Source organism: Nocardia sp. NPDC127606 (assembly GCF_042671725.1).
Taxonomy (GTDB): domain Bacteria; phylum Actinomycetota; class Actinomycetes; order Mycobacteriales; family Mycobacteriaceae; genus Nocardia.
Genome location: NZ_JBHXWQ010000003.1, coordinates 818,000 through 842,812 on the forward strand (window position 1 = coordinate 818,000; position 24,813 = coordinate 842,812).

Consider the following 24,813-nt stretch of genomic DNA (forward strand, 5'->3'; position numbering starts at 1 on the left):
GTCGCGCGGGATCAGGAAGGATCGAGCCGCAGGGTGAAGAATCGGCTCAGCGGGTCGATGGAGTAGCTGCCGAACGGGCCGCATTCGGCGAACCCGTGGCGCAGGTAGAGGCGGCGGGCCGGGGCGAAGAAGTCCTCGGCGCCGGTTTCCAGGCTCAGCCGCCGGTACCCGCGTTCTCGGCCTACCGCGACCAGGTGGGCGAGCACGGCGGCGGCCACACCACGGCCGGTGTGCCCGTCGGCGGTGCGCATGGACTTGATCTCGGCGTGCTCGGCGTCGAGTTCCTTCAGCGCGCCGCACCCGACGAGGTCGTCGCCGGACCACGCGCTCCACACCGTGACCGCGGGATCGCGCAGGGCGGTGAGGTCGAGGGCGTGCATGCTGCAGGCGGGGGTGGTGTCCGCCATTTCCGCGTGGTGGGCGGCCAGCAGGGTCCGGATTTCCGCGCCGGCGAGATCATCGGCCACCACGCGAAGCTGGTCGACCGCAGCAGTCGGGTTATCGGTCATAAGTCCAGTTTGCAGATCGATGTCGACGCCCATCGATCCGGGTCGGCCTGAGGTATCTCGACGAGGGACGTCCTGACCGCGGAAAAACGCCCCGGGGCAGCACCGCGGGTGCGAGCATGGTGACGCGGGTGTCGACTCGAAAGTGGTGGGGTGTGGCCGATTTCGTGGAGCAGTATGCGTTCGTGCGGTGGCCGGTGGTCGCCGCGTTCGTGCTGGCATCGCTGATCGTGGCCACCCGGTTGACCAGGCGAGTCCCCTCGGCGCACCGGATCGATACCGCCTCCGACAGCGCGCACCTGCTCATGTGCCTGGTGATGTTGGCCATGCTGGTGTTCCCCGCCGCCGCCGACCCGCACGCGATGCGCGGGCTGCTCACGGCCCTCACCGTGGCGTTCGCGATCCTGCTCGCCGAACGCGTCGTGGGGTGGCGTGCCGGTTCGGCGCCCGACGGTGTGTTGGCCCTGGGCTATCACACCGTCGCCGCCGCGGCGATGCTGTACGCGATGGCCGGGCACGGGGCGGTGCACGGCTCAGGTGGGGCGAGCTGGCCCGCCGTCGTGCTGGCGGTGCTGTTCGGCCTCGACGCGCTGCTCGCGCTCGGTACGGCCGGTCACCGGGCACGCTGGCACCGCTTCGTTCATCCCGCCGGTTCCCACCCGCTGACCTCGGCGCTGGTGCCCCATGTGGTGATGGATGTCGGGACCGCGTTCATGCTGATCGCCGCGATCGGCCGGTGAATACCGATCCACAACCGCTCGCGCTGCGAATTGCCTTAGTGCGGGCAGGAATTCGACGATGAGTGGGCAGCGCGGTCCCCAACCGCCGCGGGGGTCGCGCGGCGGCGGTACGCGGATCCCCCCGATCGTGGCAGGCGCCGACGATCGCGAGGAGATGCGCGCGCTCTACCGCGCGACCGGCGCCGCCGCGTTCGGGCTTGCCCTGCGCGTGTTGCACCGTCGCGGCGCCGCCGAAGACGTTGTCCGCGAAGGCTATCGACGTGCGAGATCGGCGCAGTGGATCGTCGACGAGGACGACACCGGCCGGGAACCCGATTTCCCCTCCGCGGACGACACCGCGCCGACTCCGCTGTCGCGTCCGGGACCGGACCTCGGGACACCATGGGGGCGTTCGGCGTTCGTCGCGACCGAACAGCGATCCGATCTGGCTCCCCATACCTACGGTCCTATAGACGTCGCCTTCGGTCGCGGCGTCATCTACTCCCACGACGGTTCCCGCCTGCCCGACCGTGCGAGCACCGACGCCGACTTCGGCGCTCGTTCCGATGCCCCGGATCGCCTCGGCGCCGACCATCCGGACCCACGCCACGAGGGCGCCGAGGACACAGTCCACGGTCCCTCCGGCCCTCACCCGGACCACCCATCCGATGTCACCGGCCCCGACAGTGCCGGTACCGACCAACGGGCCTTCGGCTATGTCGACGTCGATCGATCGGGCGCGGTCGGCATCGACACCGAACGTCTCGGGACGGATCATCTCGGCGCGTCTTCCCAGATCACCCACGACAGCCCGGCGTTCACCCCCGACCAGTCCTGGCTACTGGCCCAGATTCATCGCCTCGCGGTCCAGCGCCTGCGCGTCGACCGCCGCGGCGGCGACGACATGCCGTGGCTGGCGGCCGCGGCCAGGCTCGGCTTCGACGACCCGCTCGACAGCCACTGCGAGGTCTTCGTCCTCGCCTATTACGGCGGCCGCACCTACCGCGCCATCGGTCGTGAACTGGGCCTGCGGGTGCCGATGGTGACGAGGCTGCTGGCCGAGGGCATCGAACGGCTCGCCGAACAGCGGATCCCCCGGTGGACGGCCAGGCAGTCCTGGTGCCCGCCCGGCTCGGTCCTGTCCCTGGCCGACGCCTACGCGCTCGACGCGGTCGCCGAAATCGAACACCACCACATCGAGAACAGGCTCGCCGCCACCACCCCGAACAGTCTGTCGCAGTTCGCCACCCGCGTGCGCGGTGTGCACGAAGTGCTCGCGCTGCTGGCCGCCGACGACCAGCACACCCCGCCCCGCGCGCTCGAAACCCGCATCCTCGCCGACCTGGGCACCGCGCCACAGCGACGCGGCCACTGGACGGCCAAACCGCCTTGGCTGCGCCGCTTCGGCGGTCAACCGGAGAGTTAGAGCACCACCACGTGGTCTTCGGCGACCCGTCCGCCGAGGCGAACCCACCCGTCGGAGTCCCACTCGGTGTAGAGCTGCGAGCCCTGCCCCTGGGTGATGATCAGCCCGCGGCGCAACTGCGCGGTGAGCGCGACCGCCGCCGCCCCGGTCGCCTCGTCCTCGGCGATGCCCATCGCGGGCGCGAACATCCTGGCGCGCAGCGCGCCACGTGACTCGTCGGTCCAGGCCCAGAAGAAATGCTGGCCGGCGGTGAAGTCGACCGGCGTCAAAGCTGCCAGCTCCTGCACCGAATCCAGTTGCTGGAAGGCGAATTTCGGTGCCCACTCGGCGCGCGCGGTGATCCAGGTCAGGCCGTCGGCCCGGTCGACGGCCACCGTCCCCGCGGGGACCCGCAAGGTGTGCACGGGCGTGCGCTGCACATCCAGCCACCACGCGGTGCCGACGGTGGGATGCCCGGCGAAGGGCAACTCGACGGCCGGGGTGTAGATGCGGACGTCGGCGACGCCGTCGACCGGATCGGAGACGACCGTGGTTTCGCTGAAACCCAGCCGTGCCGCCAGTTCCTGCTTGTCGAGGGCGACGACATCGCCCGCGCGGGCGATGCCGAGCGCGTTGCCGAGATTTCCGGCCGGATCGGTGAACACTCGGACGACCTCGACCTGGATGTCCGGGGCATCGGGCACATCATGTGCGTTCATGATCGCGAGCCTACCGGGCCGCCGCGCGAGGCCCACCGACCCGCGAGCGCCCGGACATGTCCGCTCCCAGCACGGCAGCGGCCCCCGATCAGGCATCCGGATCGGGGGCCGCCAGTGCTTCGAAAGCAGGCGCGAAGCCGACGAATCAGACGGCAGCCGCGGCCAGCGCCTCGGTGGACGCCACCGCCTGGCCGACGCCGGCGACGATCGCCGCCGCACGCAGCGACTCGAAGATCACCTCACGCGACACACCGGCCTCGCGCAGTGTCTTCTCGTGCGCCTCGAGGCAGTGCGCGCAGCCGTTGATCGAGGACACCGCGAACGACCACAGCTCGAAGTCGGCCTTGTCGACGCCGGGGTTGCCGATGATGTTCATCCGCAGACCCGCGCGCAGATCGTCGTAGCGGCCGTCCAGGAACGCCTTGCCGCGGTAGAACACGTTGTTCATGCCCATGATCGACGCGGCGCCCAGCGCGGCGTCGTACGCCTCGGCCGAGAGCACGTCGGCGGCCTCTTCGGCGACCTCACGCAGGGTGGTGGCCGAGCGCGTGGCGGCGGCCGAAGCCAGCAGGGTGCCCCACAGCTGCTGCTCGTTGAGCACCGTGGTGCGGGCCAGCGAGGACAGATTGAGCTTGAGGTCCTTGGCGTACTCGGGAAGAGAGTTCTTCAGGTTCTCGATGCTCATGACAGTGGGGCTCCTTCAGGGTGTTTCGGTGGGGAAGTGGTTCAGACGCTGGCGGTGAGCAACTCGCCCGCGTTGATGGTCGGGTCGCCCTTCTTCCAGTTGCAGGCGCACAGCTCGTCGGACTGCAGGGCGTCGAGCACGCGCAGCACCTCGTCGACATTGCGGCCGACCGAACCGGCGGTCACCGAGACGAACTGCACCTCGTTGTTCGGGTCGACGATGAAGGTGGCGCGATCGGCGACGCCGTCGGCGTTGAGAACACCGGCGGCGGTGGCCAGTTCACGCTTGAGGTCGGACAGGATCGGGAAGGGGAGGGTCTTGAGATCCTCGTGCTGGGCGCGCCACTGGAAGTGCACGAACTCGTTGTCGACGGAGGCGCCGAGCACCTGCGCGTCACGATCGGCGAACTCCTCGTTCAGCTTGCCGAACGCGGCGATCTCGGTCGGGCACACGAAGGTGAAGTCCTTGGGCCAGAAGAACACGATGCGCCACTTGCCCGCGTGGTCGTCGCTGGTGATCTGGGTGAAGTAATCGTCGGGCTGCTGCGCGTCGACCTTGGAGAGGTCGCCTCCGATGACGGCCTTGAGGTTGTATGCCGGGAACTGGTCGCCGATGGTCAGCAGAGCCATGCTTCGTCTCCTCATTCGTGGTGTGGTTGATGTCAGCCTACTGAAAGGTAAAGCCGATTGCTGGTCGTACACTGATAGGTGTGAGTGATCAGACTTATCAGCCAACCCTGTCGCAGCTGCGTGCGTTCGTGGCCGTCGCCGAATACCGGCATTTCGGCACCGCCGCAGCGCGTTTGACTGTGAGTCAACCCACGTTATCGCAGGCACTGGCATCACTGGAAAACGGACTCGGGCTCCAACTGATCGAGCGCAGCACCCGCCGCGTGCTGGTGACCGCCGCCGGGATGCGACTGTTGCCGCAGGCCATGGCGACGCTGGAAGCCGCCGATCGATTCGTCGCCTCGGCGACCGGCGACACCCTCGGCGGCACGCTGCGCGTGGGCATCATTCCGACCGTCGCGCCCTACGTGCTGCCCGAACTGCTGCCCGAGTTACGCCGCAAACTGCCCGGGGTGCTGCCCCAGGTGGTGGAGGACCAGACCGCCCGGCTGCTCGACGGGTTGCGCACCGGTGTGCTGGACGTGGCGGTGCTCGCCTTGCCGACCGAAGCCAACGGCTTGGTCGAGATTCCGCTCTACGGCGAGGAATTCGTGCTGGTCACGCCCCGCGGCCACGAGCTCGCCGGCCGCACCGACCTGGCCGCGCCCGCTCTCGCCGACCTGCCACTGCTGCTGCTCGACGAAGGCCACTGCCTGCGCGATCAGACCCTGGACCTGTGCCGCTCGGCCGACGTTCAACCCGGGACGGTCGGTGATACCCGGGCCGCCTCGCTGACCACGGTCGTGCAGTGCGTGGCGGGCGGGCTCGGCGTGACGCTCATCCCGGAGATGGCCGTGGCCGCCGAGACCGCGCGCGCGAAGCTGGACACCGCGCGCTTCGCGGCCCCCGCTCCCGGCCGCACGATCGGGCTCGCCTATCGAGGGTCATCCGCACGGGCCGCGGACTACGAATATCTCGCGGCGGTCATCCGATCCAAACGCCCTTTCTGATCTGGCATTCGATTCTCGTGCTGCCGTGCTGTTCGGACAATACCGGTGTGACAGCGAGCTCGCTGTCGAGTCGGAGATTCTGCATCGTTGCAGATCAATTTTCGCAAAATGGACTTTTCGCCGCTGCACCACAGGCACGGGCCGAGATTTAACAGCGCAAATTAAAGGCTCATAGTCAGCTATGAATAGCCCGCGTCGGCTAGCCTGAAAAGTCATTATAGTTAACTATTGGCATTCCCGTGTTCGAGTAGTGCCTGTAGTCGGGGAGTCCTGTTTCTCCCGCTGGGTTCTATGTCCATTTTGTGCTGGTGCGTTCGGGACGGGCTCGCGCAGTAGTTCGAGATTGCAAGGCTGACCATGGGCTGGTGGATCCGAGGCAGGCCGGCTGTGGCATCTGTTTGCCATATCATTGCTGGTATGCCGGTCTGAACTGCTCCTTCGTGTTCCTGTGGCCCCCACGACACGCTATAGCTATCCGGGTGGTGCAGCAAGTGTCTGCGCCAGATTTGCGGATCGATTCTGAATCGTGCTGAATTCGGTACCTGATCCATGCCCGCAGGCGATCTGACGATGGGCGAATGGCTGCGATTGCCCACCGGCCAGAACGTCGAGCACGAGGTCGGCGAGGTCGGAGTGCCGATCGGCACGGCTGCGACTTCCTAAACCTCCGTTCTTGTCTTCGTGACCATGTTGCAAGGTAACGGAAATCCGTTTCGGCAACTTTACGGCTATATAATCGACCTCTTGAAGTGAGCGGTATCAAGGGAGGTCGAAATGGGCCGAAAGAGTCGCGTCGATGGCAGTCATGACCGGTCGAAGCGGTGGGAAATCGGCTCATTCCGTTCTTCCCGAAAATTGAATTCGGGTAACGGTTCCGGCGCCGGCTCCAACGGCAGTGGAAACCCGTCATTCGATATGCTTCCACTGACGGCGGCGCAGCAAGGGATCTGGTTTGCCCAGCATCTCACGGAATCGTCACCGATTTCTGTGGCCCAATACGTCGAGGTCGTCGGCGAGTTGGACGCCGAACTGCTCGCCGAGGCTTGCAGAACCGCCAGCCGCGAGTTCGGATCCGGGCATACGCGACTGATCGAGGTCGACGGAGAGCCACGTCAGTTCGTCGACGAGGACCATGGAGGTCCGGTATCGGTCATGGACTTGCGCCAGCACGCCGATCCGGTCGCGACCGCGCGCGCGATGATGGTTCAGGATTACTCTGCTCCGCTGGACGTGCTGAACGACGACCTCGTGACGGCCATCGTGTTCCAGGTCGGCGAGGAACACTTCCTGTGGTACCAGCGCGCGCACCACATCGCGCTCGACGGATTCGCCGCGGTAACGATGCTGCACCGGATGACCGAGTTGTACAACGCTTGGGTGAAGTCCGAGGAACCGGCACCGTGCGCGGCGCAGGACCTGGGGGTCATCGTCGAGCAGGATCTGGCATACCGGGGTTCGACGCGTTTCGACAACGACCGCAAATACTGGCTGGAACACCTGGCAGGCGCGCCGGCCGCAGTGAGCCTGGCCGGTCGCGTCGGCCGGCCCACCATTCATCCGGCGCTGGTCAGCACAGAGCTGCCCGACGCCACCGCGCGTCTGCTGACAAGCGTCGCGCTCGAACACGGTCAGAGCGTGGCTCCGACCATTGTCGCGGCGTTCGCCGCGTATCTCGCGCGGATGACCGGAAGCGACGAAGTAATGCTGAGCCTGCCGGTTTCGGGTCGGCACTCTGCCGTGCTGCGCCGGTCCGGGGGAATGGTGGCGAACGTGGTCCCGCTGCGGGTGCGGGTCGCCGGCCGCAACGTCGGTGAACTGATCGCCGCCGTGCAAAGTGAGTTGACCAGTGCACTTCGGCGGCAGCGCTACCGCCAGGAGGACATATTCCACGATATGGGGATCGCGCGCGACGAGGCGGCGTCCTTCGGGCCTGCCGTGAACCTGATGCTGATCGAGAACGAGGTTGTCCTCGGCAACACGACAGGCCGCCTGAACGTCCTCACATCAGGCCCTACCGCCGACCTGTTCGTCAATATCTACCCGGGTGCGGGCAAAGACAGCACTCATATCGACTTCCAAGGAAATCCGAATGCCTACAGCCCGGACGAGCTCGCTGGTCACCACCGGCGGTTCCGCATGTTTCTGCACGAATTCCTCGCCGAGGGAGCGGGATATCCGGTCAGCAGATTGTCGCTGCTCGACGTCCACGAGCGGTCGGCGCTGCCGCGGGTGCGGGGGCCGAACGGGGGCGAAACACGGCTGCTTCCGGACATTCTGACCGAGAGCGCGCGCCGGAATCCTGGTGCGTGCGCGATCATCTCGGCCGGGCAGACGCTGACGTACGGCGAGCTGGACACCAGATCCTCCCAGCTGGCCCGGCACCTGAGTGCTCTGGGTTGCGGGCCGGACACGGCGGTGGCGATCATGCTGCGACGCTCGGTCGAATCTGTCGTGGCGACGTGGGCGGTCGCGAAATGTGGGGCCGCGGTTGTCCAGTTGGCCCCCGAGTACCCGCGGAAGCGTGTGGAACATATGGTCGCCGACAGCGGCGCGGCCGTGGCGATCACGATCGAGGGCTTGCGCGGGCTGCTCCCGCCGGCGGTGCGTTCTGTGGTTCTCGATGATCCCGCGACCCTGGGGGAAGGCGGCGCCGCGAGCGCTCCGATGTCCGACGACGACCGTATCCGCCCGCTACGGCCGTCCAATATCGCCTATATCACCTATACCTCGGGATCCACCGGAGCGCCGAAAGGCGTCCAGGTCACGCACACCGGCCTCGCGAATCTGGTCGCCGATCGCGCCGCCACGTACGGAATCGACACGACCTCTCGGGTGTCCTATGCGCTCTCGCCCAGTTTCGACGCCTCCATGGAACAGTTTCTGACCTGCTTCGCGAGCGGATCCGCGCTGGTGATCGTGCCGCCCGAGGTGACCGGCGGTGAGCCGCTCACGCAACTGCTGGCCGACGAGCACGTGACCCACCTGACGCTGACGCCCACGATGCTGGCAACCGTGGACCCGCGTTCGGCGACCGACGTGCGAGTGCTCGTGGTCGGCGGCGACGTCTGTCCACCGCACGTCATCGAGCGGTGGGCGCCGTCGTTGTCCATGTACAACGAATACGGTCCCACCGAGGCCACCGTGACCGCCGTCGGCGCCATGCTCAGACCCGACCACGCCAACCTGGTCGGTGGCCCCATTCGTGGCGTCTCGGCGATGGTGCTGGACCGAACGCTCCAACCGGTGCCGAAGGGCACCGCGGGCGAGCTGTATCTCGCCGGGCCGGGATTGGCCCGCGGATACAGCCATCTGTTCGTCGAAACCGCCGCCCGCTTCGTGGCGGATCCATACGGCGGCAGCGGCGAGCGGATGTACCGCACCGGCGACATCGCCCGCTGGACCGGCGACAACGCCGAAATGACGCTGGAATTGGCCGGGCGCAGCGACTTCCAGGTCAAGATCCGCGGATACCGGATCGAACCGGGTGAAATCGACGCCGCGCTCACCACACACGAGGACGTGGATCTCGCCGTGACGGTGCCGGTGCGCAACAACATCGGCACCACCGTGCTGGCGTCCTATGTGGTCCCGGTCAGTGGCCGTCGGATCGAACCGCTCGAACTCCAGCGCTTCGCCCGTGATTCGCTGCCGCCGCATATGGTCCCGGCGGTGATCCTCGCGTTGGACAGCCTCCCGGTGAACGCCTTCGGCAAGCTCGATCGCAGCGCTTTACCGAAGCCGGAATTCGGGACCGCGCCAGTCGGCCGGACGCCGGCCACCGCCCGGGAAAAGGCGGTCGCAAGGCTGTTCACCGAGGTGCTGGGCGTGCCTCTCGTCGGGGCGGACGACAGCTTCTTCGCCCTGGGCGGCGACAGCATTCTGTCGATCCAGCTGGTGGCGCGGGCCAAAGCCGATGGCCTGAGTTTCTCCACCCAGGATGTGTTCGTGCACAAGACCGTGGCGGGCTTGGCGGCCACGGCGACGGAAGCCGGCGATACCCCCGAGTTGGACGAGTTGCCCGGAGGCGGCGTAGGACCGATGCCGTTGTCGCCGATCATGTGCGCAATGCTCGATCGGGGTCATTACGGCCGATTCGCGCAGGCCGCGCTCGTGCAGCTCCCCACGGGGGTCGATCGAGCGGGGCTCGTGCGTGCAGTGGGATCCCTGCTGGACCGCCACGACATGCTGCGCGCGGTACTGCGCGGCGATGCGGGTGATCGGTACGTCGAGGTCCTCGAGCGGAACGCGGTCGACCCGGACGCCGCGCTCGTCGAGGTTCGGCTCGATCGACGTGATGCCGCCGAAGTCGACCGGCACCTGCAGCAGGCCGCGGATCGATTGGACCCGGGCAAGGGTGCGCTCGTTCACGCCGTCTGGATGCAGGATCGCCACAGCTCGGGACCCGACCTGATGTGGCTGGTGATTCACCATCTCGCCGTCGACGTGGTGTCGTGGCGCATCATCCTCGCCGATCTCGCGCAGGCCTGGTCGCAGATCTCCGCTGGCGACGAACCGCAGTTCGGCCCGGTCACCACTTCGTTCCGGCGGTGGGCGCACGGCCTGGTCGAGCGGGCGCCGAGCAGACGGTCCGCGGAGCTCGACAGGTGGAAAGATGTGCTCGCGCCCGGTGATCAGCTACTCGGATCGCGCCGTCTGGTCCCGGATCGTGACGTCGTGGCCACGGCGGGCCGGGTCCATCAGCGCATCCCGGCAGCGGTCACCGAGGCGGTTCTCACCGCCGTTCCGGACCGCTTCCACTGCAGCGCCAACGATCCGCTGCTCGCGGCCCTGGTACTGGCGCTCGGTGAGTGGCGGCGCAGGCGCGGCACGGCGTCGACCGCCGGCGAGTTGATCTCGCTGGAGGGACACGGCCGTGAGGAGCGGGCCGTGCCGGGCGCCGATCTCAGCGGCACCGTGGGCTGGTTCACCACACGCTTCCCGGTCCGGATCGAGTGGGACGGTGTCGATCTCGATGACGCGCTGGCCGGCGGCACGGGTGCTGGACTGGCGATAAAACAGGTGAAGGAGCAGTTGCGCGCGGTGCCGGGCAACGGCATCGGCTATCCGATGCTGCGTCATCTCGATTCCCAGGGCGGTGCCGAGCTCGCGGACCTGCCCGAACCCCAGATCAGTTTCAACTACCTCGGGCGGGTGAGCGTCGGTGAGCGTTCGGTGCCCTGGGCGCCCACCACCGAGTTCACCTCCCTGACCGCGACAAGCGATCCGGGGATGGCGCTGCCGGCCGTGCTCGATATCAATGCGATCGCCGAGGAAGGTCGCGACGGGCTCGAACTCGACGTGACCTGGGAGTTCGCCTCGCAGGTGCTGGGCAGCGAGGCGGTCGACGAGCTCGCCGGGCTGTGGGCTCGCGCCCTGGGGGCACTTGCCGATCACGTCCGGTCCGACACCGGATTCGGCTTCACCCCCTCCGACTTCCCGCTCGCCGCCGTATCGCAGGACGATGTCGACCACTGGCTGGGGGAATACCCGTCGATGATCGATGTGTGGCCGCTGACCGCCTTGCAGACCGGGCTGCTGTTCCACACCGTCTACGACCGGGACGACGACGATGGCTACATCGTGCAGGTGGCGCTGACCTTCGCCGGGCAGGTGGACGGTGCGCGGATGCGGCAGGCCGCGCAGGTGCTCATCGACCGGCACGACAGCCTGCGGACCGCGTTCGTCGAGAGTGTCGACGGGCCACGGCAGATCGTCCTGCGCGACACCGTGGTCGATTGGGACGAGTCGAGTATCACCGACCTCAGCGATGTCGACCGACGGGCGCGAGCACTTCGGCGACTCGCGACGGCGGCCGCGGCACCGTTCGACCCGGCCCGCCCACCGCTGGTGCGGTTCCACCTCGTGCGCACCGGCGTCGATACGTTCCAGTTGCTGATCACCAACCACCATCTCGTGCTCGACGGCTGGTCGATGCCTCTGCTGATCCACGAGCTGCTCGCGTTGTACATCTCCGACGGCGATACCGCCGAGCTCGCGCCCCCTCGTTCGTACCGGGAGTATCTGCAGTGGCTGCAGGCTCAGGATCGCGATGCCGCCACCGCCGCGTGGCGCGAGACGCTCGCCGGAATCGACAGTCCGACGCGGGTCACCGGCAGGCCGGATCGGTCGGTCACCGCGCACGCCGGTGACGTCGACCTGAAGCTGGACGCAGCGACCACCGCCGCGTTGCTCGATCTGGGCCGCTCACACGGCGTCACTGCCAACACGGCCCTGCAGGTGGCGTGGGCATTGCTGCTGGCCGCGCTGACCGGACGGTCGGACGTGGTGTTCGGCAATACGATCGCGCACCGCCCGCCGCAGATTCCCGATGTCGAGCGCATGGTCGGGCTCCTCGTGAACACGCTGCCCGTCCGAGTCCGCCTCGAACCCGGCGAAACCGTCGGCGACCTGCTCGTCCGCGTGCAATCCGAGCAGGCCGCCATGCTGGATCACCAGTACGTCGGCTTGGCGGAGCTGCAACGGGCCACCGGCATCACCGATATGTTCGACACCGCGACGGTGCTCGAGTCCTATCCGCTCGACCGGGAACTGTTGGCGCGCAATCTCTCCGACGCCGGCATGCGGTTCGTCGAGATCGACGCACACGATGCCACGCCGTATCCACTGAGTTTGCAGGTGTCCCCGCCGCGCCCGAGACGCGACCGGCAATCGGGCGCCGCCGACGAGCCCGGCACCTATACGGTGACGCTGAAATTCGCCACCAACCGATTCGATTCCGATGAGGTCCGCACGCTGCTCGAGCGCTTCGAGCTTCTGCTCACGCAGATCGTCAGGTATCCGGCCCGGAAGGTCGCCGCGATCTCCTCCTGTTGGGATTCCGAACGCGCGGAGCTGCTTTCGGTCGGCAGCGACGAGCCGCCCGCCGCGGAGCTCGTGCTGCGCGACATCCTGTGGGGGACCGCGCGCAGGTATCCCGATGCCGTGGCCCTGCGGTGCGGTGACACCACGTGGACCTATCGTGAGCTGGAGCGACGTGCGGACAGGTTCGCGCATCTGCTGGCCTGCCATGGTGCTCGCGCTGAGTCGATCGTCGCGTTGGCCGTTCCCCGCTCGGCCGAACTGGTGGTCGCGATCTGGGCGGTGACGAAGACAGGCGCCGCCTTCCTGCCGTTGGATCCCGGCAATCCCGCCGCGCGGATCGCGGAGTTGTTGTCCGACTCGCGGACCGGTCTCGGCGTGACGACCAGCGATGCGGCACCGCGCCTTCCGGATACTGTCGACTGGTTGATTCTGGACGCGTCGGCGTCCGACGCCGACGAGGGTCTACCACGTCCGTCCGGTATCTCGGCCGGGGCCGATCGACTGTCGCCCGACAACGCGGCATATGTGATCTATACGTCCGGATCGACCGGCAGACCGAAGGCGGTCCACCTCAGCCATCGCGGCCTGGCCGACCTCGTCGCGGCGCAGGTCGACGCCTTCGGCGTCGGTACGGATTCGGTGGTGTTGCAGGTCGCGTCACCGGGTTTCGACGCCTGCTTGTCGGAGTTGCTGTTGGCGCACGGCAGTGGCGCCTGTCTGGTCGTGGCGCCGCCGGAGGTGTACGCCGGGACCGACCTCGAGGAATTGCTTCGGTCACACCAGGTTTCGCACGCGATCATCACCCCGTCGGTGCTGAAAACCATGGATCCGTCCCGGACGCCGTCGTTGACATCGCTCGCGGTCGTCGGCGAGGCGACCGAGCCGGACACCGTGAACCGGTGGGGGCACGGGCGTCGGCTGATGAATCACTACGGACCGACCGAGTGCACGATCTGGGCGACGGGGTCGGACGCCCTCGAACCCGGCGAGCCGGTGACGATCGGCGGCCCGATCCGGGGCGCGTCGGCGATGGTTCTCGACAGGTGGCTGCGACCGGCGCCGATCGGTGTCGCGGGCGAACTCTATATCGGTGGGCCCGGACTTGCCCGCGGGTACGTCGATCGACCCGGCGTGACCGCGTCGCGCTTCGTCGCGGATCCGCGATCCACCCGCGGCGAGCGGATCTACCGCACCGGTGATTCCGTGCGCTGGGTGCGCGGCCGCGCCGGATTGGCACTGGAATATCTGGGCCGAGGCGATCAGCAGGTCAAGATTCACGGCCTGCGGATCGAGCCAGGGGAAATCGATTCCCACCTGGCTCTGCATCCGGATGTGGCGAGCGTCGCCACCGTCATGGTGAAGGGGCCTGCCGAGGAGCCGGTTCTGGTGTCCTACTTCGTCTCCGCCTCGGGCGCCGCGATAGACGTGGCGGCACTCGGCGACGATCTCTCGGGCACGCTACCGCGTTATATGAATCCCGCGGCGATCGTGCAGCTCGAGGAGATGCCGCGCACGCCTACGGGGAAACTCGATCGGAAGGCATTGCGGCAGCGGGCCTTCGATTCCCACGCCACAGGCGGCAGAGCGCCGTCGACGCCTACCGAACAGATCGTGGCGACACTCTTCGCCGACGTGCTCCATCTCGACACCGTGTCCGCCGACAGCAACTTCTTCGCGCTCGGCGGGGACAGTATCGTCTCGATGCGTCTGGTGGCGCTGGCCAGGGCCGCCGGGCTCACGCTCACGCCGCGCGATGTATTCGAAGGCAAGACAGTTGCCGCCCTGGCCGCGATGGCCGGCGGCGATGCGGTTCCGGAAGCGGATCGCGCCTCGGATTCTCCGCTCGTCGCGCTCACACAACCCGACATCGATCGGCTCGAGCAGCAGTACCGCGGCCTGTCCGACGCATGGCCGTTGTCGCCCATGCAATCCGGCGTGCATTTCCACTCGACGTTCGACCCGGATGCCGGGGACGACTACACCGTCCAGACGATGATCGGATTTTCCGGCGAGGTCGACGGCGAGCGCTTGCGCCGTGCCGCTCAGGCCGTGGTCGACCGGCACGATATCCTGCGGGCCGCCTTTGTGGAGACCGCGGCCGGGCCGCGCCAGATCGTGCTCGACCATGCCGAGATCGGTTTCCGGGAGATCGATCTCGCCGGTGGTGGCGATGCGCGATCCCCGGCCGATGCGGAATCGATCGCCGCGGCGGACGCGGCGGCGGGATTCGACCTGTCGGCTGCTCCGCTTCTGCGCTTGACGTTGATCCGTCTCGACGCGGGGTCCTTCCGGCTGCTCGTCACGAATCACCATGTGATCCTGGACGGCTGGTCGATGCCGCTGCTGATGCGAGAACTGCTCGACTACTACGGGTCTCCCGACCATATCGACTCCGCCGGACCTGCTCCCTCCTACCGCGACTATCTGTCCTGGCTGGGGCGCCAGGACAGTGCCGCATCCAAGGCGGCATGGGCACAAGCCTTTTCGGATGTCGACGCACCCACCCGGGTGTCCCACGACGTGGGCGCGGCGGGTTCGGTATCCGCCGCCGAGGTCGGGGCCGAGCTGAGCGCAGATCATTTCGGCGAACTGCGTCGAGTGGCGGCGGAGGCGGCCGTCACCATCAATACGGCGGTCGCCGCGGCCTGGGCCCTGAATCTGCGCGTACTGACCGGTGAGACCGATGTGATCTTCGGCTCCGCGGTGTCGGGACGGCCACCCGAGTTGCCGCTGGTCGATCAGACGCTCGGCATGTTCCTGACCACGATTCCCGTGCGCGTCCCGCTCGAACCCACCATGACGGTGCGCGAGCTGCTGACCGGCATTCAGGCGCGGCACGCCCGCATGCTGGATCATCACCACATCGGCCTACCGGAGATTCACCGCAGCGTCGGCCTGCCCGAACTCTTCGACACCGCCATCACCTTCCAGTCGTTCCCCGTCGATCGGACGACACTGCAGCGACTCGTCGATTCGGCGGGCCTGCGGGTGGACGAACTCAGCGGTGTCGACGCAACGCCGTACCCGCTGAGCCTGGTCGTGGAACCGAAACAGTCCGAGCACGGCGAAGCGCAGGGACTGCGGATCATTCTCCGATTCCACGACCGCGCATTCGACACCGCGTCGGCACGCCGGATCCTCGACCGTTTCGTCGCGTTGCTCGGCCGGATCGCCGCCGACGCCGATATACGGCTGGGCGAGCTGTCGCTCGAGGAGGAACTGGGGCCGTCGTGGCCGGTTTCGGGTGCGGACCCGGCGATCCCGGACACGCTGGACCGGATCCTCGCCGCGAGCGCAGCCGCGGAACCCGACGCGATCGCCGTGCGATGCGGTGCGACCGCCATGACGTACCGGCAGCTGGACGAGCGATCGGTCCGTCTGGCCAGGGTCCTGCTGCGGCACGGTGTCCGGCGGGGACAGGTCGTCGCCTCGGTGCTTCCACGATCTCTGGCGGCGACGGTCACCCTGTGGGCCGTGGCGAAGACCGGTGCCGCGTTCCTGCCGATAGATCCGACCCTGCCATCGGAGCGGATCGAATTCCTGCTGTCGGATTCGACAACCGTGCTCGGGCTGACCGACACATCCGCCAGGAAGGACCTTCCCGATGGCATCGACTGGCTGATCCTCGACCAGGAGCAGATGCTCGACGCCGTGGACTCGGTTTCGGCTGCGCCGATCACCGATGCCGAACGCGGCGGACCGATTCGGCGGGATCAGACCGTGTACGTGAGCTACACCTCCGGGTCGACCGGGATGCCCAAGGGCGTCCTCGTCAGCCATCGCGGCCTGGCCGATATCGTCGCCGCGCAGCGGCGGATACTCGGCGTCGACCCGATGTCGGTGGTACTGCAGGTGGCCTCGCCCAGCTTCGACGCCTCGGTGTTCGAGTTGTTGATGGCGCACGGCTCGGGCGGGCGACTGGTCGTCTCGCCTGCCGATGTCTACGCCGGACCCGAGCTGGCGGATCTGATCGGGCGCGAACATATTTCGCACGCGGTGATCACTCCCTCGGCGCTGGCGACAGTCTCGTGCGACGGTCTCGACGATCTGCGCGTGCTGGCAACAGCCGGTGAGCCGGTCGGGTCGGAACTGGTCGATCGGTGGGCCCCGCATCGCATCATGGTCAATCTCTATGGGCCCAGCGAAAGCACTATCTGGGCTACCGCCAGCGATGCTCTGGCGCCCGATGCCGCGATCACGATCGGCAAGCCGGTCGGCCCCGTCGCGGTCGTCGTCCTCGATACCTGGTTGCGGCCCGTGCCACACGGTGTCGCGGGCGAGCTGTACCTGTTCGGCGCCGGCCTGGCCGATGGGTACGCCGCCAGGACCGGGTTGACCGCGGCCCGGTTCGTCGCATGCCCGTTCGCGGAGCCGGGTCAGCGCATGTACCGCACCGGTGACGTGGTGCGCCGTGGCGTCGATGGCGAGCTGGAGTTCCTGGGCCGCAACGATTTCCAGGTGAAGGTGCACGGCACCAGGGTCGAGCTGGGAGAGATCGACGCGGTGCTCGATGCGCGGGCCGATGTGGCGTACGCGGTCACGGTGCCGCGCCGCGACGGCGGGCGAGCGGTGCTGCTGGTGTCCTATGTCGTGCCTGCGACGGGGACGGAGCTATCGGGCGAGGAGTTGCGTGCGGCACTGGCTGAGGTGCTACCCCGGTACACGGTGCCGTCGGCGGTGGTGGTGCTGGACGAGCTGCCGCTGACCGTCAACGGGAAGCTGGATCGCGAACGGTTGCCGGAGCCGGTCGCCGTCACGCGGGAATTCCGGGCGCCGTCGCCGGGGTTGGAAGAGTTGGTCGCGCGGACATTCGAGCAGGTGCTCGACGTGGACCGGGTGGGAGTCGACGACGACTTCTTCGCGCTGGGCGGCGATTCCCTGAGTGCCTCGATGGTGGTGGCACGCATCGGCGCTGCCCTGGACGCGCGAGTGCCGGTGCGGTCGGTTTTCGAGGCGCCGACCGTCGGCGGATTGGCCGGTCTCGCAGCGGCGGCCAGCGGTGGGGGCCGGTTGCCTCTGCTGGCGGGAGTGCACTCCGACTCCGTGCCGCTGTCGCTGGCACAGCAGCGGATGTGGTTCCTGAACCGGTTCGAACCGGACTCCGCGGTGCACAACATTCCGGTGATGCTGCGGTTGTCCGGACGGCTGGACACCGACGCACTGGCCGCCGCGCTCGCCGATCTGGTCGCGCGCCACGAAGTATTGCGGACGATATATCCCGAAGTCGACGGTGAGCCGCGGCAGGTCGTTCTCGACGAGCCCGCGGTGCCGGTGCGGGCGGTGCGAGTGCCGGTGGATTCGGTCCCGGATGTGGTGGGCGAGTTCGTGCGGCGTGGATTCGATGTGACTGCCCGAGTGCCGATACGAGTGGGGTTGTTCGAGCTGGGCGCCGAGCGCGACAGTGACACCGGAGAATTCCTGCTGGTGCTCGTGGTCCATCACATCGCAGGCGACGGTCAGTCGATGGGGCCACTGGCCCGTGACGTGATGGCGGCGTATGCCGCGCGACTGGCCGGGCAGGCACCGCGGTGGGAGCCGCTCGCTGTGCAGTACGCGGATTTCGCGTGGTGGCAACGACAGATGCTGGGGGCCGCGGACGATCCGGCGTCGCTGATGTCGGAGCAGTTGGAATTCTGGCGCTCGACGCTCGCGGGTGCACCGGACCGGCTGGAACTACCGGCGGACCGCCCGCGCCCGGCCGTCGCATCGCTGTCGGCGGGCCGGGTACCGGTGGAGATCGGTGCGCGGCTGCACGAGCGGCTGGTCGCACTGGCACGGTCGAGAGGGTCGTCGCTGTTCATGGTGATGCACGCGGCGCTGGCAACGGTATTGGGGCGGCTCAGTGACAGCGATGACGTAGTGATCGGCACCCCGGTCGCGGGACGGGGCGAGCCCGGTCTGGACGATCTGGTGGGGATGTTCGTGAACACGCTGGCATTGCGGACCCGGGTCGATCCGGGCGAGCCGTTCGCCGAGTTGCTGATGCGCACCCGGGAGACCGATCTGCTGGCATTCGAGCACGCGGACGTGCCGTTCGAGCGGGTCGTGGAGGAGCTGAACCCGGAGCGATCGGCGGCACGGCATCCGTTGTTCCAGGTGGCCTTGGCATTCCAGAACGTGTCGACGATCGAGGTGGTGCTGCCCGAGGTCCGGGTCGCGCGGGCGGATGTGGATACCGGGGCGATCCAGTTCGACCTGCAACTGGTGCTGTCCGATTCATCCGGCAATGCCGCGGCGGCGCAGGGTATGTCGGGAATGATGACCTACGCCCGGGATCTGTTCGACGAGGCGACCGCGGCGGCCCTTGTCCGGCGACTGGTGCGGGTACTGGAAGCCGTCGCCGATGATCCGGCCGTCGCCGTCGGGGATATCGACTGGCTGGAAGCCGACGAGCGCTCGTCGCTCACCTCGCGGGTCGGGGTGCACACCGTGGAGGCGCTGGAGCAGTCCGGGTTGCTGCCGGAGGTGTTCACCTCGGCAGTCCGGGCCAACAGCGACGGTATCGCCGTCGTCGCGGAAGATGCCACGCTGTCGTATGCGCAGCTGGGCGAGCGATCGAGCCGGCTGGCGAGGTTGCTGATCCGCCATGGCGCCGGACCGGAGACGCCGGTGCTGGTGGCGGCAGCGCGGTCGACGGAGTCCGTCGTCGCGTGGTGGGCGGTGGTGCAGTCGGGTGCGGCATACGTGCCGGTGGATCCGAGCTATCCCGCAGGCCGGATCGAGCAGATGGTGTCGGACTCCGGTGCGACGCTGGGGATTACGGTGTCGTCGGTGCGTGCCCAGCTGCCCGATTCGGTGGACTGGATCGTGCTCGACGACCCGGCTGTCGCCGCGCAGATCGACGCGGCGGCGAGCGGCCCGATCGGCGACGACGAGCGGACGCGGCCGCTGCGGGCCTCGGACGTCGCCTACGTGGTCTTCACCTCCGGATCCACCGGTGTGCCGAAGGGCGTGGCCATCACACATTCCGGCATCGCCGACTTCGTCTCGGGGCGGCGCTCCGACCACGAGCTCCAGCACACGTCCAGGGTGTTGCATTTCGCGTCGCCGTCGTTCGACGCCGCAGTGATGGAGGTCCTGATCGCGGCGAGCCGGGCCGGTGCGTTGATCGTGGCGCCGACGGGGATCTACGGCGGCGACGAGCTGGCCGAGTTCTTGCGCGTGCAGCGGGTCACCCACGCCTTCATCACCCCGGCCGCGCTCGCGTCGGTGGATCCGACCGGGCTCGATGACCTGCGGGTGGTGTTGTCCGGTGGTGAGGAGGTCTCGGCGGATCTGGTGAGCAGATGGGCGGGCACCGACGTCGCAGGCACCCGGAAGTTCCACGTGCTGTACGGGCCGACCGAGGCCACGATGCTCGCCACGTCGACAGGCGCGCTGCACTCGGATGATCGGCCGACGATCGGTGTCGCGCTGCCGGGGATACAGGCGCTGGTCCTGGATGCCCGGCTGCAGCCGGTGCCGGTGGGGGTGGCCGGCGAGTTGTATCTGGCGGGCTCGGCACTGGCGCGCGGGTACCTGAACAGGGCGGCTACCGATGCGGCGCGGTTCGTGGCGCATCCGTTCGGGGAACCGGGATGCCGCATGTACCGGACAGGTGATGTGGTGCGCTGGAATACCGCCGGCGATCTGGAGTTCTTGGGGCGCAACGATTTCCAGGTGAAGATCCGTGGTTACCGGGTAGAGCTGGGCGAGATCGACGCGGTGCTGAGCGCGCGGGCGGAGGTGGCCTACGCGGTCACGGTGCCGTGGCGTGCGGGCGCCGGTCCGGCACAGCTGGTGTCCTACGCGGTGCCCGAAACCGGGGCGAGCGTCTCGGGCGAACAGTTGCGTGCGGCGTTGGTCGAGGTGCTGCCGTCGTACCTGGTGCCCGCCGCGGTGATGATCCTCGACGCGATCCCACTGTCGCCGAATGGAAAGCTCGACCGCGCGGCCCTGCCCGCACCCGTCGTCCAGGCCAAGCGGTTCCGGGCCCCGGGGTCACCGGCGGAGGAAATAGTGGCAGGCGTATTCGCCGACGTCCTCGGCAACGACGGTCCGGTCGGCGCCGACGACGACTTCTTCGACCTCGGTGGCAACAGCCTGGTGGCCACCCGGGTAGCCGCGCGGATCGGCGCCGCGCTCGACGTGACCATCCCGGTGTCGATGATCTTCGAAGCGCCGACGGTCGCGAGGTTGGCCGCGCGCGCCGAATCGCAGGCCGACACCGGTCGGGTAGCGCTGACCGCGCAGCCGCGGCCGCAGCGAATTCCGCTGTCGTACGCACAGCAGCGGATGTGGTTCCTGAACCGGCTCGAGCCCGGCTCGGCCGCCTACAGCATTCCGATCGTGCTACGGCTGTCCGGACAGCTGAATCTCGACGCGCTGCGCGCGGCGATCGAGGATGTGCTGAATCGGCACGAAGTACTGCGGACCGTGTACCCGTACGCCGAGGGCGAGCCGTCGCAGGTCGTCCTTTCCGCCGCCGACGCCTATGCGCCGATGACCGTGACCTCGGTCGCGGAACCCGAACTGGCCGAGTCGTTGTCGGCGTTCGTCTCGACGGTGTTCGATGTGACGGTCGAGGCGCCGATGCGGGCTCGGTTGTTCGAGCTCGGGCCGGACGAGTGGGTCCTGGCCGTGGTGGTGCACCACATTTCCTGCGACGGGTCCTCGATCGGCCCGCTGGCACGGGACATGATGACCGCGTACACAGCTCACCTGCTCACGGAGTCGCCGAGTTGGCCGCCGTTGCCGGTGCAGTACGCCGACTACGCGATCTGGCAGCGGACGGTACTGGGGACCGAAGACGATCCGGAGTCGCTGCTGCGTGCCCAGATCGACTACTGGACGAGCGAATTGGCGAATCTTCCGGTTGTGCTCGGGCTGCCGACCGACCGACCGCGTCCGCCCGTGCAGACCCATGCGGGCGCGAGCGTACCGATCACCGTCGGAGCCGATCTGCATGCGGGCTTGCAGCAGGTCGCGCGAGCACACAACACGACGCTGTTCATGGTCTTCCACGCTGCGTTGGCGGCCACGCTGGCCCGGCTGGCCGATACGGACGACATAGCGATCGGCACTCCGTTCGCGGGACGCGGCGAACCCGAACTCGACGATCTGGTCGGGATGTTCGTCAACACCCTGGTGTTGCGGACCCGGTTGACGCCGGGGATGACGTTCACCCAGCTACTCGAACACCAGCGGGGGACCGATCTGGCCGCGTTCGGGCACGCCGATGTTCCGTTCGAGCGGCTGGTGCAGGAGCTGAACCCGGTGCGGTCGCACGCCCACCATCCACTGTTCCAGGTGATGCTGGCATTCCAGAACGTCGCCGGGGCCCAGTTCGAACTTCCGGGGCTCTCGGCGTCCTCCATGACGGCCGACACCGACATCGCACTGTTCGATCTGCTGGTCACGATGTCGGATTCCTATGACTCCGCCGGTGACCCGGCCGGCATCAGCGGCGGGGTGATCTACGCGAGCGACCTCTACGACGCGACGACGGTGACAGCGATCGTCGATCGCCTGCTGCGATTGCTCGGCGAACTGGTGACCGATGCGACACAGCCCGTGCGCGAGGTGGATCTGCTCGGCGCCGATGAACGGGAAACCATTCTGACGCAGTGGAATTCGACAGATCACCGCCTCGATCCGGGCGAGACGCTCGCCTCCGTCTTCGCCCGCTCCGTGCAGGCGCATCCGGACCGCCCCGCGGTGACAGTCGGAGAACAGACGTTGACCTGTGCGGAATTCGCGTCCCGCGTACATCGGTTGGCGCGGTGGTTGGTCTCTCGCGGAGTGGGTCCGGAGTCGTTGGTGGCGCTGCGGATGCGGCGTTCACTGGACCAGGTCGTCGCCATCTACGCGGTGCACGCCGCCGGCGGCGGGTACGTGCCGGTTGATCCGGACCTGCCGGCGGACCGCATCGCCTACATGCTGTCCCTCGCCGCACCGGCGCTGGAGCTGTCGTCCCTCGATGGGCTGGAGTTGTCCGGATTCGATGATGGACCGGTCACCGACGCCGATCGGCTCGCACCGCTGCGGTCGCACAATGTCGCGTACGTGATCTTCACCTCGGGTTCGACCGGTCGACCGAAAGGCGTTGCGGTATCGCACTGTTCGGTGGTCAACCAGGTGCGGTGGGTCAACGAGACCTACGGACTGACGCCGAACGACGTCGTGCTGCAGAAGTCCCCGGCTACGTTCGACATGTCGGTGTGGGAGTTGTTCGCGCCACTGGCGGTGGGCGCGCGGCTGGTGATCGCGCAAGCCTACGGGCATACCGACCCGGCCTATCTGGCCGAAATCATCGCCGCCCAGCGGGTCACGTTCACCGCCCTCGTGCCGTCGATGCTGGCGGTACTCGCGGACATGGCGCCTGCGGAGTCGCTCGAGTCGGTGCGGACGCTCCTGGTGGGCGGTGAGGCGTTCGGCCCCGACGTGGTAGCCGCGGCACGGCGGATAGCGCCCGGGGTCGAGTTGCACAATCTGTACGGGCCGACCGAGTGCACCGTGTGCGCGACCGCGCATCGGGTGACCGAAGGCGAGAACGCGAACATGCCGATCGGCTCACCGGTATGGAACACGCGGGCGTACGTACTCGACGACCGGTTACATCCGGTACCGCCCGGCGTCGCCGGGGAGCTGTACCTGGCGGGTACCCAGCTCGCGCGCGGCTACCAGGCACGTCCGGGCCTCACCGCGGAACGGTTCGTGCCCGACCCCTACGGTGACGGTCGGCGCCTGTACCGCACCGGCGACTTGGTGCGCTGGCGCCGGAACGGCGAATTGGATTACCTGGGCCGCACCGATTTCCAGGTGAAGCTGCGCGGCCTGCGTATCGAGCTCGGCGAAATCGAGGCCGTACTCGCCGAGCACCCCAGCATCGCGCGCGCGATCGCTGTGGTGCGCCCCATCGGTGTGATGGAGCACCTCGTCGGCTACCTCGTGCCCGTCGCGGGCGCCACGGTCGATACCGCGGCGGTTGCGGCGCACGCGGCGAGCAAACTGCCCGACTACATGGTGCCCGCCACGATGATGGTGCTCGACACGGTGGCCTTCCAGTCGTCGGGCAAGCTGGACCGACTGCGGCTACCGGAGCCGGTGCTCGCGGTAGCGGAGTTCAGGGAGCCCGCGTCGTGGCTGGAAGGCGAGGTCGCGCGGGCCTTCGGCACGGTACTCGGCGTGGATCGGGTGGGCGCCGATGACGACTTCTACGCATTGGGTGGCAACTCGCTCAAGTCGGTGCAAGTGGTGAGCGAGTTGCGCAAGGAACTCGACTACGAGGTTCCGATCAGCTGGATGTTGTCCGATCCCTGCCCGGCCGACCTGGCCAAGCGGATCGAATCCAGAATCCGCTCGGGTACCGACGGCGACGGGGCCGATGCCGGCTTCGACGCGCTGCTGCCGATCCGGACCGGTGGCGAGCGAGCCCCACTGTTCTGTATCCACCCGGCCGTGGGCCTGTCGTGGTGTTACCGCACACTCGACCGCTACCTCGCCGACGGTCGACCGATCTACGGCATCCAGGCGCCACAGATCAGCGGCGAGATCCCCGGTCCGACATCGATCGAAGAAATGGCCGCACGCTACTTCGACGAGATTCGCGCGGTTCAGCCACACGGCCCCTATCACCTCCTCGGCTGGTCACTGGGTGGTGCGATCGCCCATGCCATCGCCGTCGAGATGCGCGCCGCCGGTGAACAGGTTGCGCTGCTGGCGCTGCTGGACGCCGAGGTGGGCGGTGTCGACGAGTCGACGCAGCGCGCCGTCACGGCCGGCGAGCTGATCAGCAATCTCGGCCCGGTCATGGGCGTGGATTTCGTCAGCCCCGATGCGACTGCCGAGGAGGCCGCCGACCTGATCGAACGGCACCTGGGCGGCAGCCTCGGTATCGACGCCGCGCGGATCCAGCGCCTGACCGATGCCTACAACCTGGCGATCCGGGCAGCCGGTGCGTGGCATCCCGCGGTCTTGGACAGCGACATGCTCTATTTCACCGCGACGCGCGACAGGCGATCCGATGCCGCGGGCCACGAGGGATGGGCGCGGGTTGTCCGCGGGCAGATATCGACTTTCGACATCGATGCGACCCACCTCGACATGACCCAACCGGGTGCGATCGCCGAGATCGCCCGGATTCTCAACGCGCGACTGGATCGATAACCGCGGTTTCATCTCGGCGAGGCTGCCCACCTGGCGCCGCCAAGGGCGCCAGGCTCCACCGCGTCGTTCCGGTTGCGCCGCCGACCTGGTCGCCTGCTATTTTGAACGTTGTTCAATTCTGTAGCGAAGGATGTCTGCGTGCCCGAAGTCGAGAAATCCCCGAAGTGGGCAACCGCATTCACCGCACGGGAC

The 24,813-nt window shown here is 67.9% G+C and carries 8 protein-coding genes; 4 read left to right on the forward strand and 4 right to left on the reverse strand.

Annotated features, from left to right (window positions below):
* Window positions 1–11 precede the first annotated feature (11 nt).
* Entirely contained in the window at window positions 12–509 is a 498-nt protein-coding gene (locus ACFVJ5_RS19350; RefSeq protein ID WP_379221754.1) for a GNAT family N-acetyltransferase, read from the reverse strand.
* Window positions 510–637: 128 nt separating this feature from the next.
* Here ACFVJ5_RS19350 and ACFVJ5_RS19355 point away from each other — a divergent pair, with 128 nt between their 5' ends.
* Entirely contained in the window at window positions 638–1,246 is a 609-nt protein-coding gene (locus ACFVJ5_RS19355; protein ID WP_379221756.1) for a DUF5134 domain-containing protein, read from the forward strand.
* Window positions 1,247–1,304: 58 nt separating this feature from the next.
* Entirely contained in the window at window positions 1,305–2,651 is a 1,347-nt protein-coding gene (locus ACFVJ5_RS19360; protein ID WP_379221758.1) for a hypothetical protein, read from the forward strand.
* Here ACFVJ5_RS19360 and ACFVJ5_RS19365 read toward each other — a convergent pair.
* From ACFVJ5_RS19365 to ACFVJ5_RS19375, 3 genes are all read right to left on the reverse strand, one after another.
* Window positions 2,648–3,349, reverse strand: coding sequence for a PhzF family phenazine biosynthesis protein (locus tag ACFVJ5_RS19365; RefSeq protein WP_379221760.1), 702 nt, complete (start codon window positions 3,347–3,349; stop codon window positions 2,648–2,650). The genes ACFVJ5_RS19360 and ACFVJ5_RS19365 overlap by 4 nt on opposite strands.
* A 145-nt stretch (window positions 3,350–3,494) precedes the next feature.
* On the reverse strand, window positions 3,495–4,034 hold the full coding sequence (locus ACFVJ5_RS19370; protein ID WP_379221762.1) for a carboxymuconolactone decarboxylase family protein: 540 nt from the start codon (window positions 4,032–4,034) through the stop codon (window positions 3,495–3,497).
* A 41-nt stretch (window positions 4,035–4,075) separates the two neighbouring features.
* The gene (locus tag ACFVJ5_RS19375; RefSeq protein WP_056811330.1) at window positions 4,076–4,663 is read right to left on the reverse strand and encodes a peroxiredoxin; all 588 of its coding nucleotides are present in this window, start codon (window positions 4,661–4,663) and stop codon (window positions 4,076–4,078) included.
* Window positions 4,664–4,743: 80 nt separating this feature from the next.
* On the opposite strand from ACFVJ5_RS19375, the gene ACFVJ5_RS19380 reads away from it, so the two are divergent.
* Window positions 4,744–5,652, forward strand: coding sequence for a hydrogen peroxide-inducible genes activator (locus ACFVJ5_RS19380; RefSeq protein WP_379221764.1), 909 nt, complete (start codon window positions 4,744–4,746; stop codon window positions 5,650–5,652).
* Between the two features lie 855 nt (window positions 5,653–6,507).
* Window positions 6,508–24,621 (forward strand): amino acid adenylation domain-containing protein, encoded by an 18,114-nt coding sequence (locus ACFVJ5_RS19385; protein WP_379221766.1) that lies wholly within the window; start codon window positions 6,508–6,510, stop codon window positions 24,619–24,621.
* The last annotated feature ends 192 nt before the right edge of the window (window positions 24,622–24,813 follow it).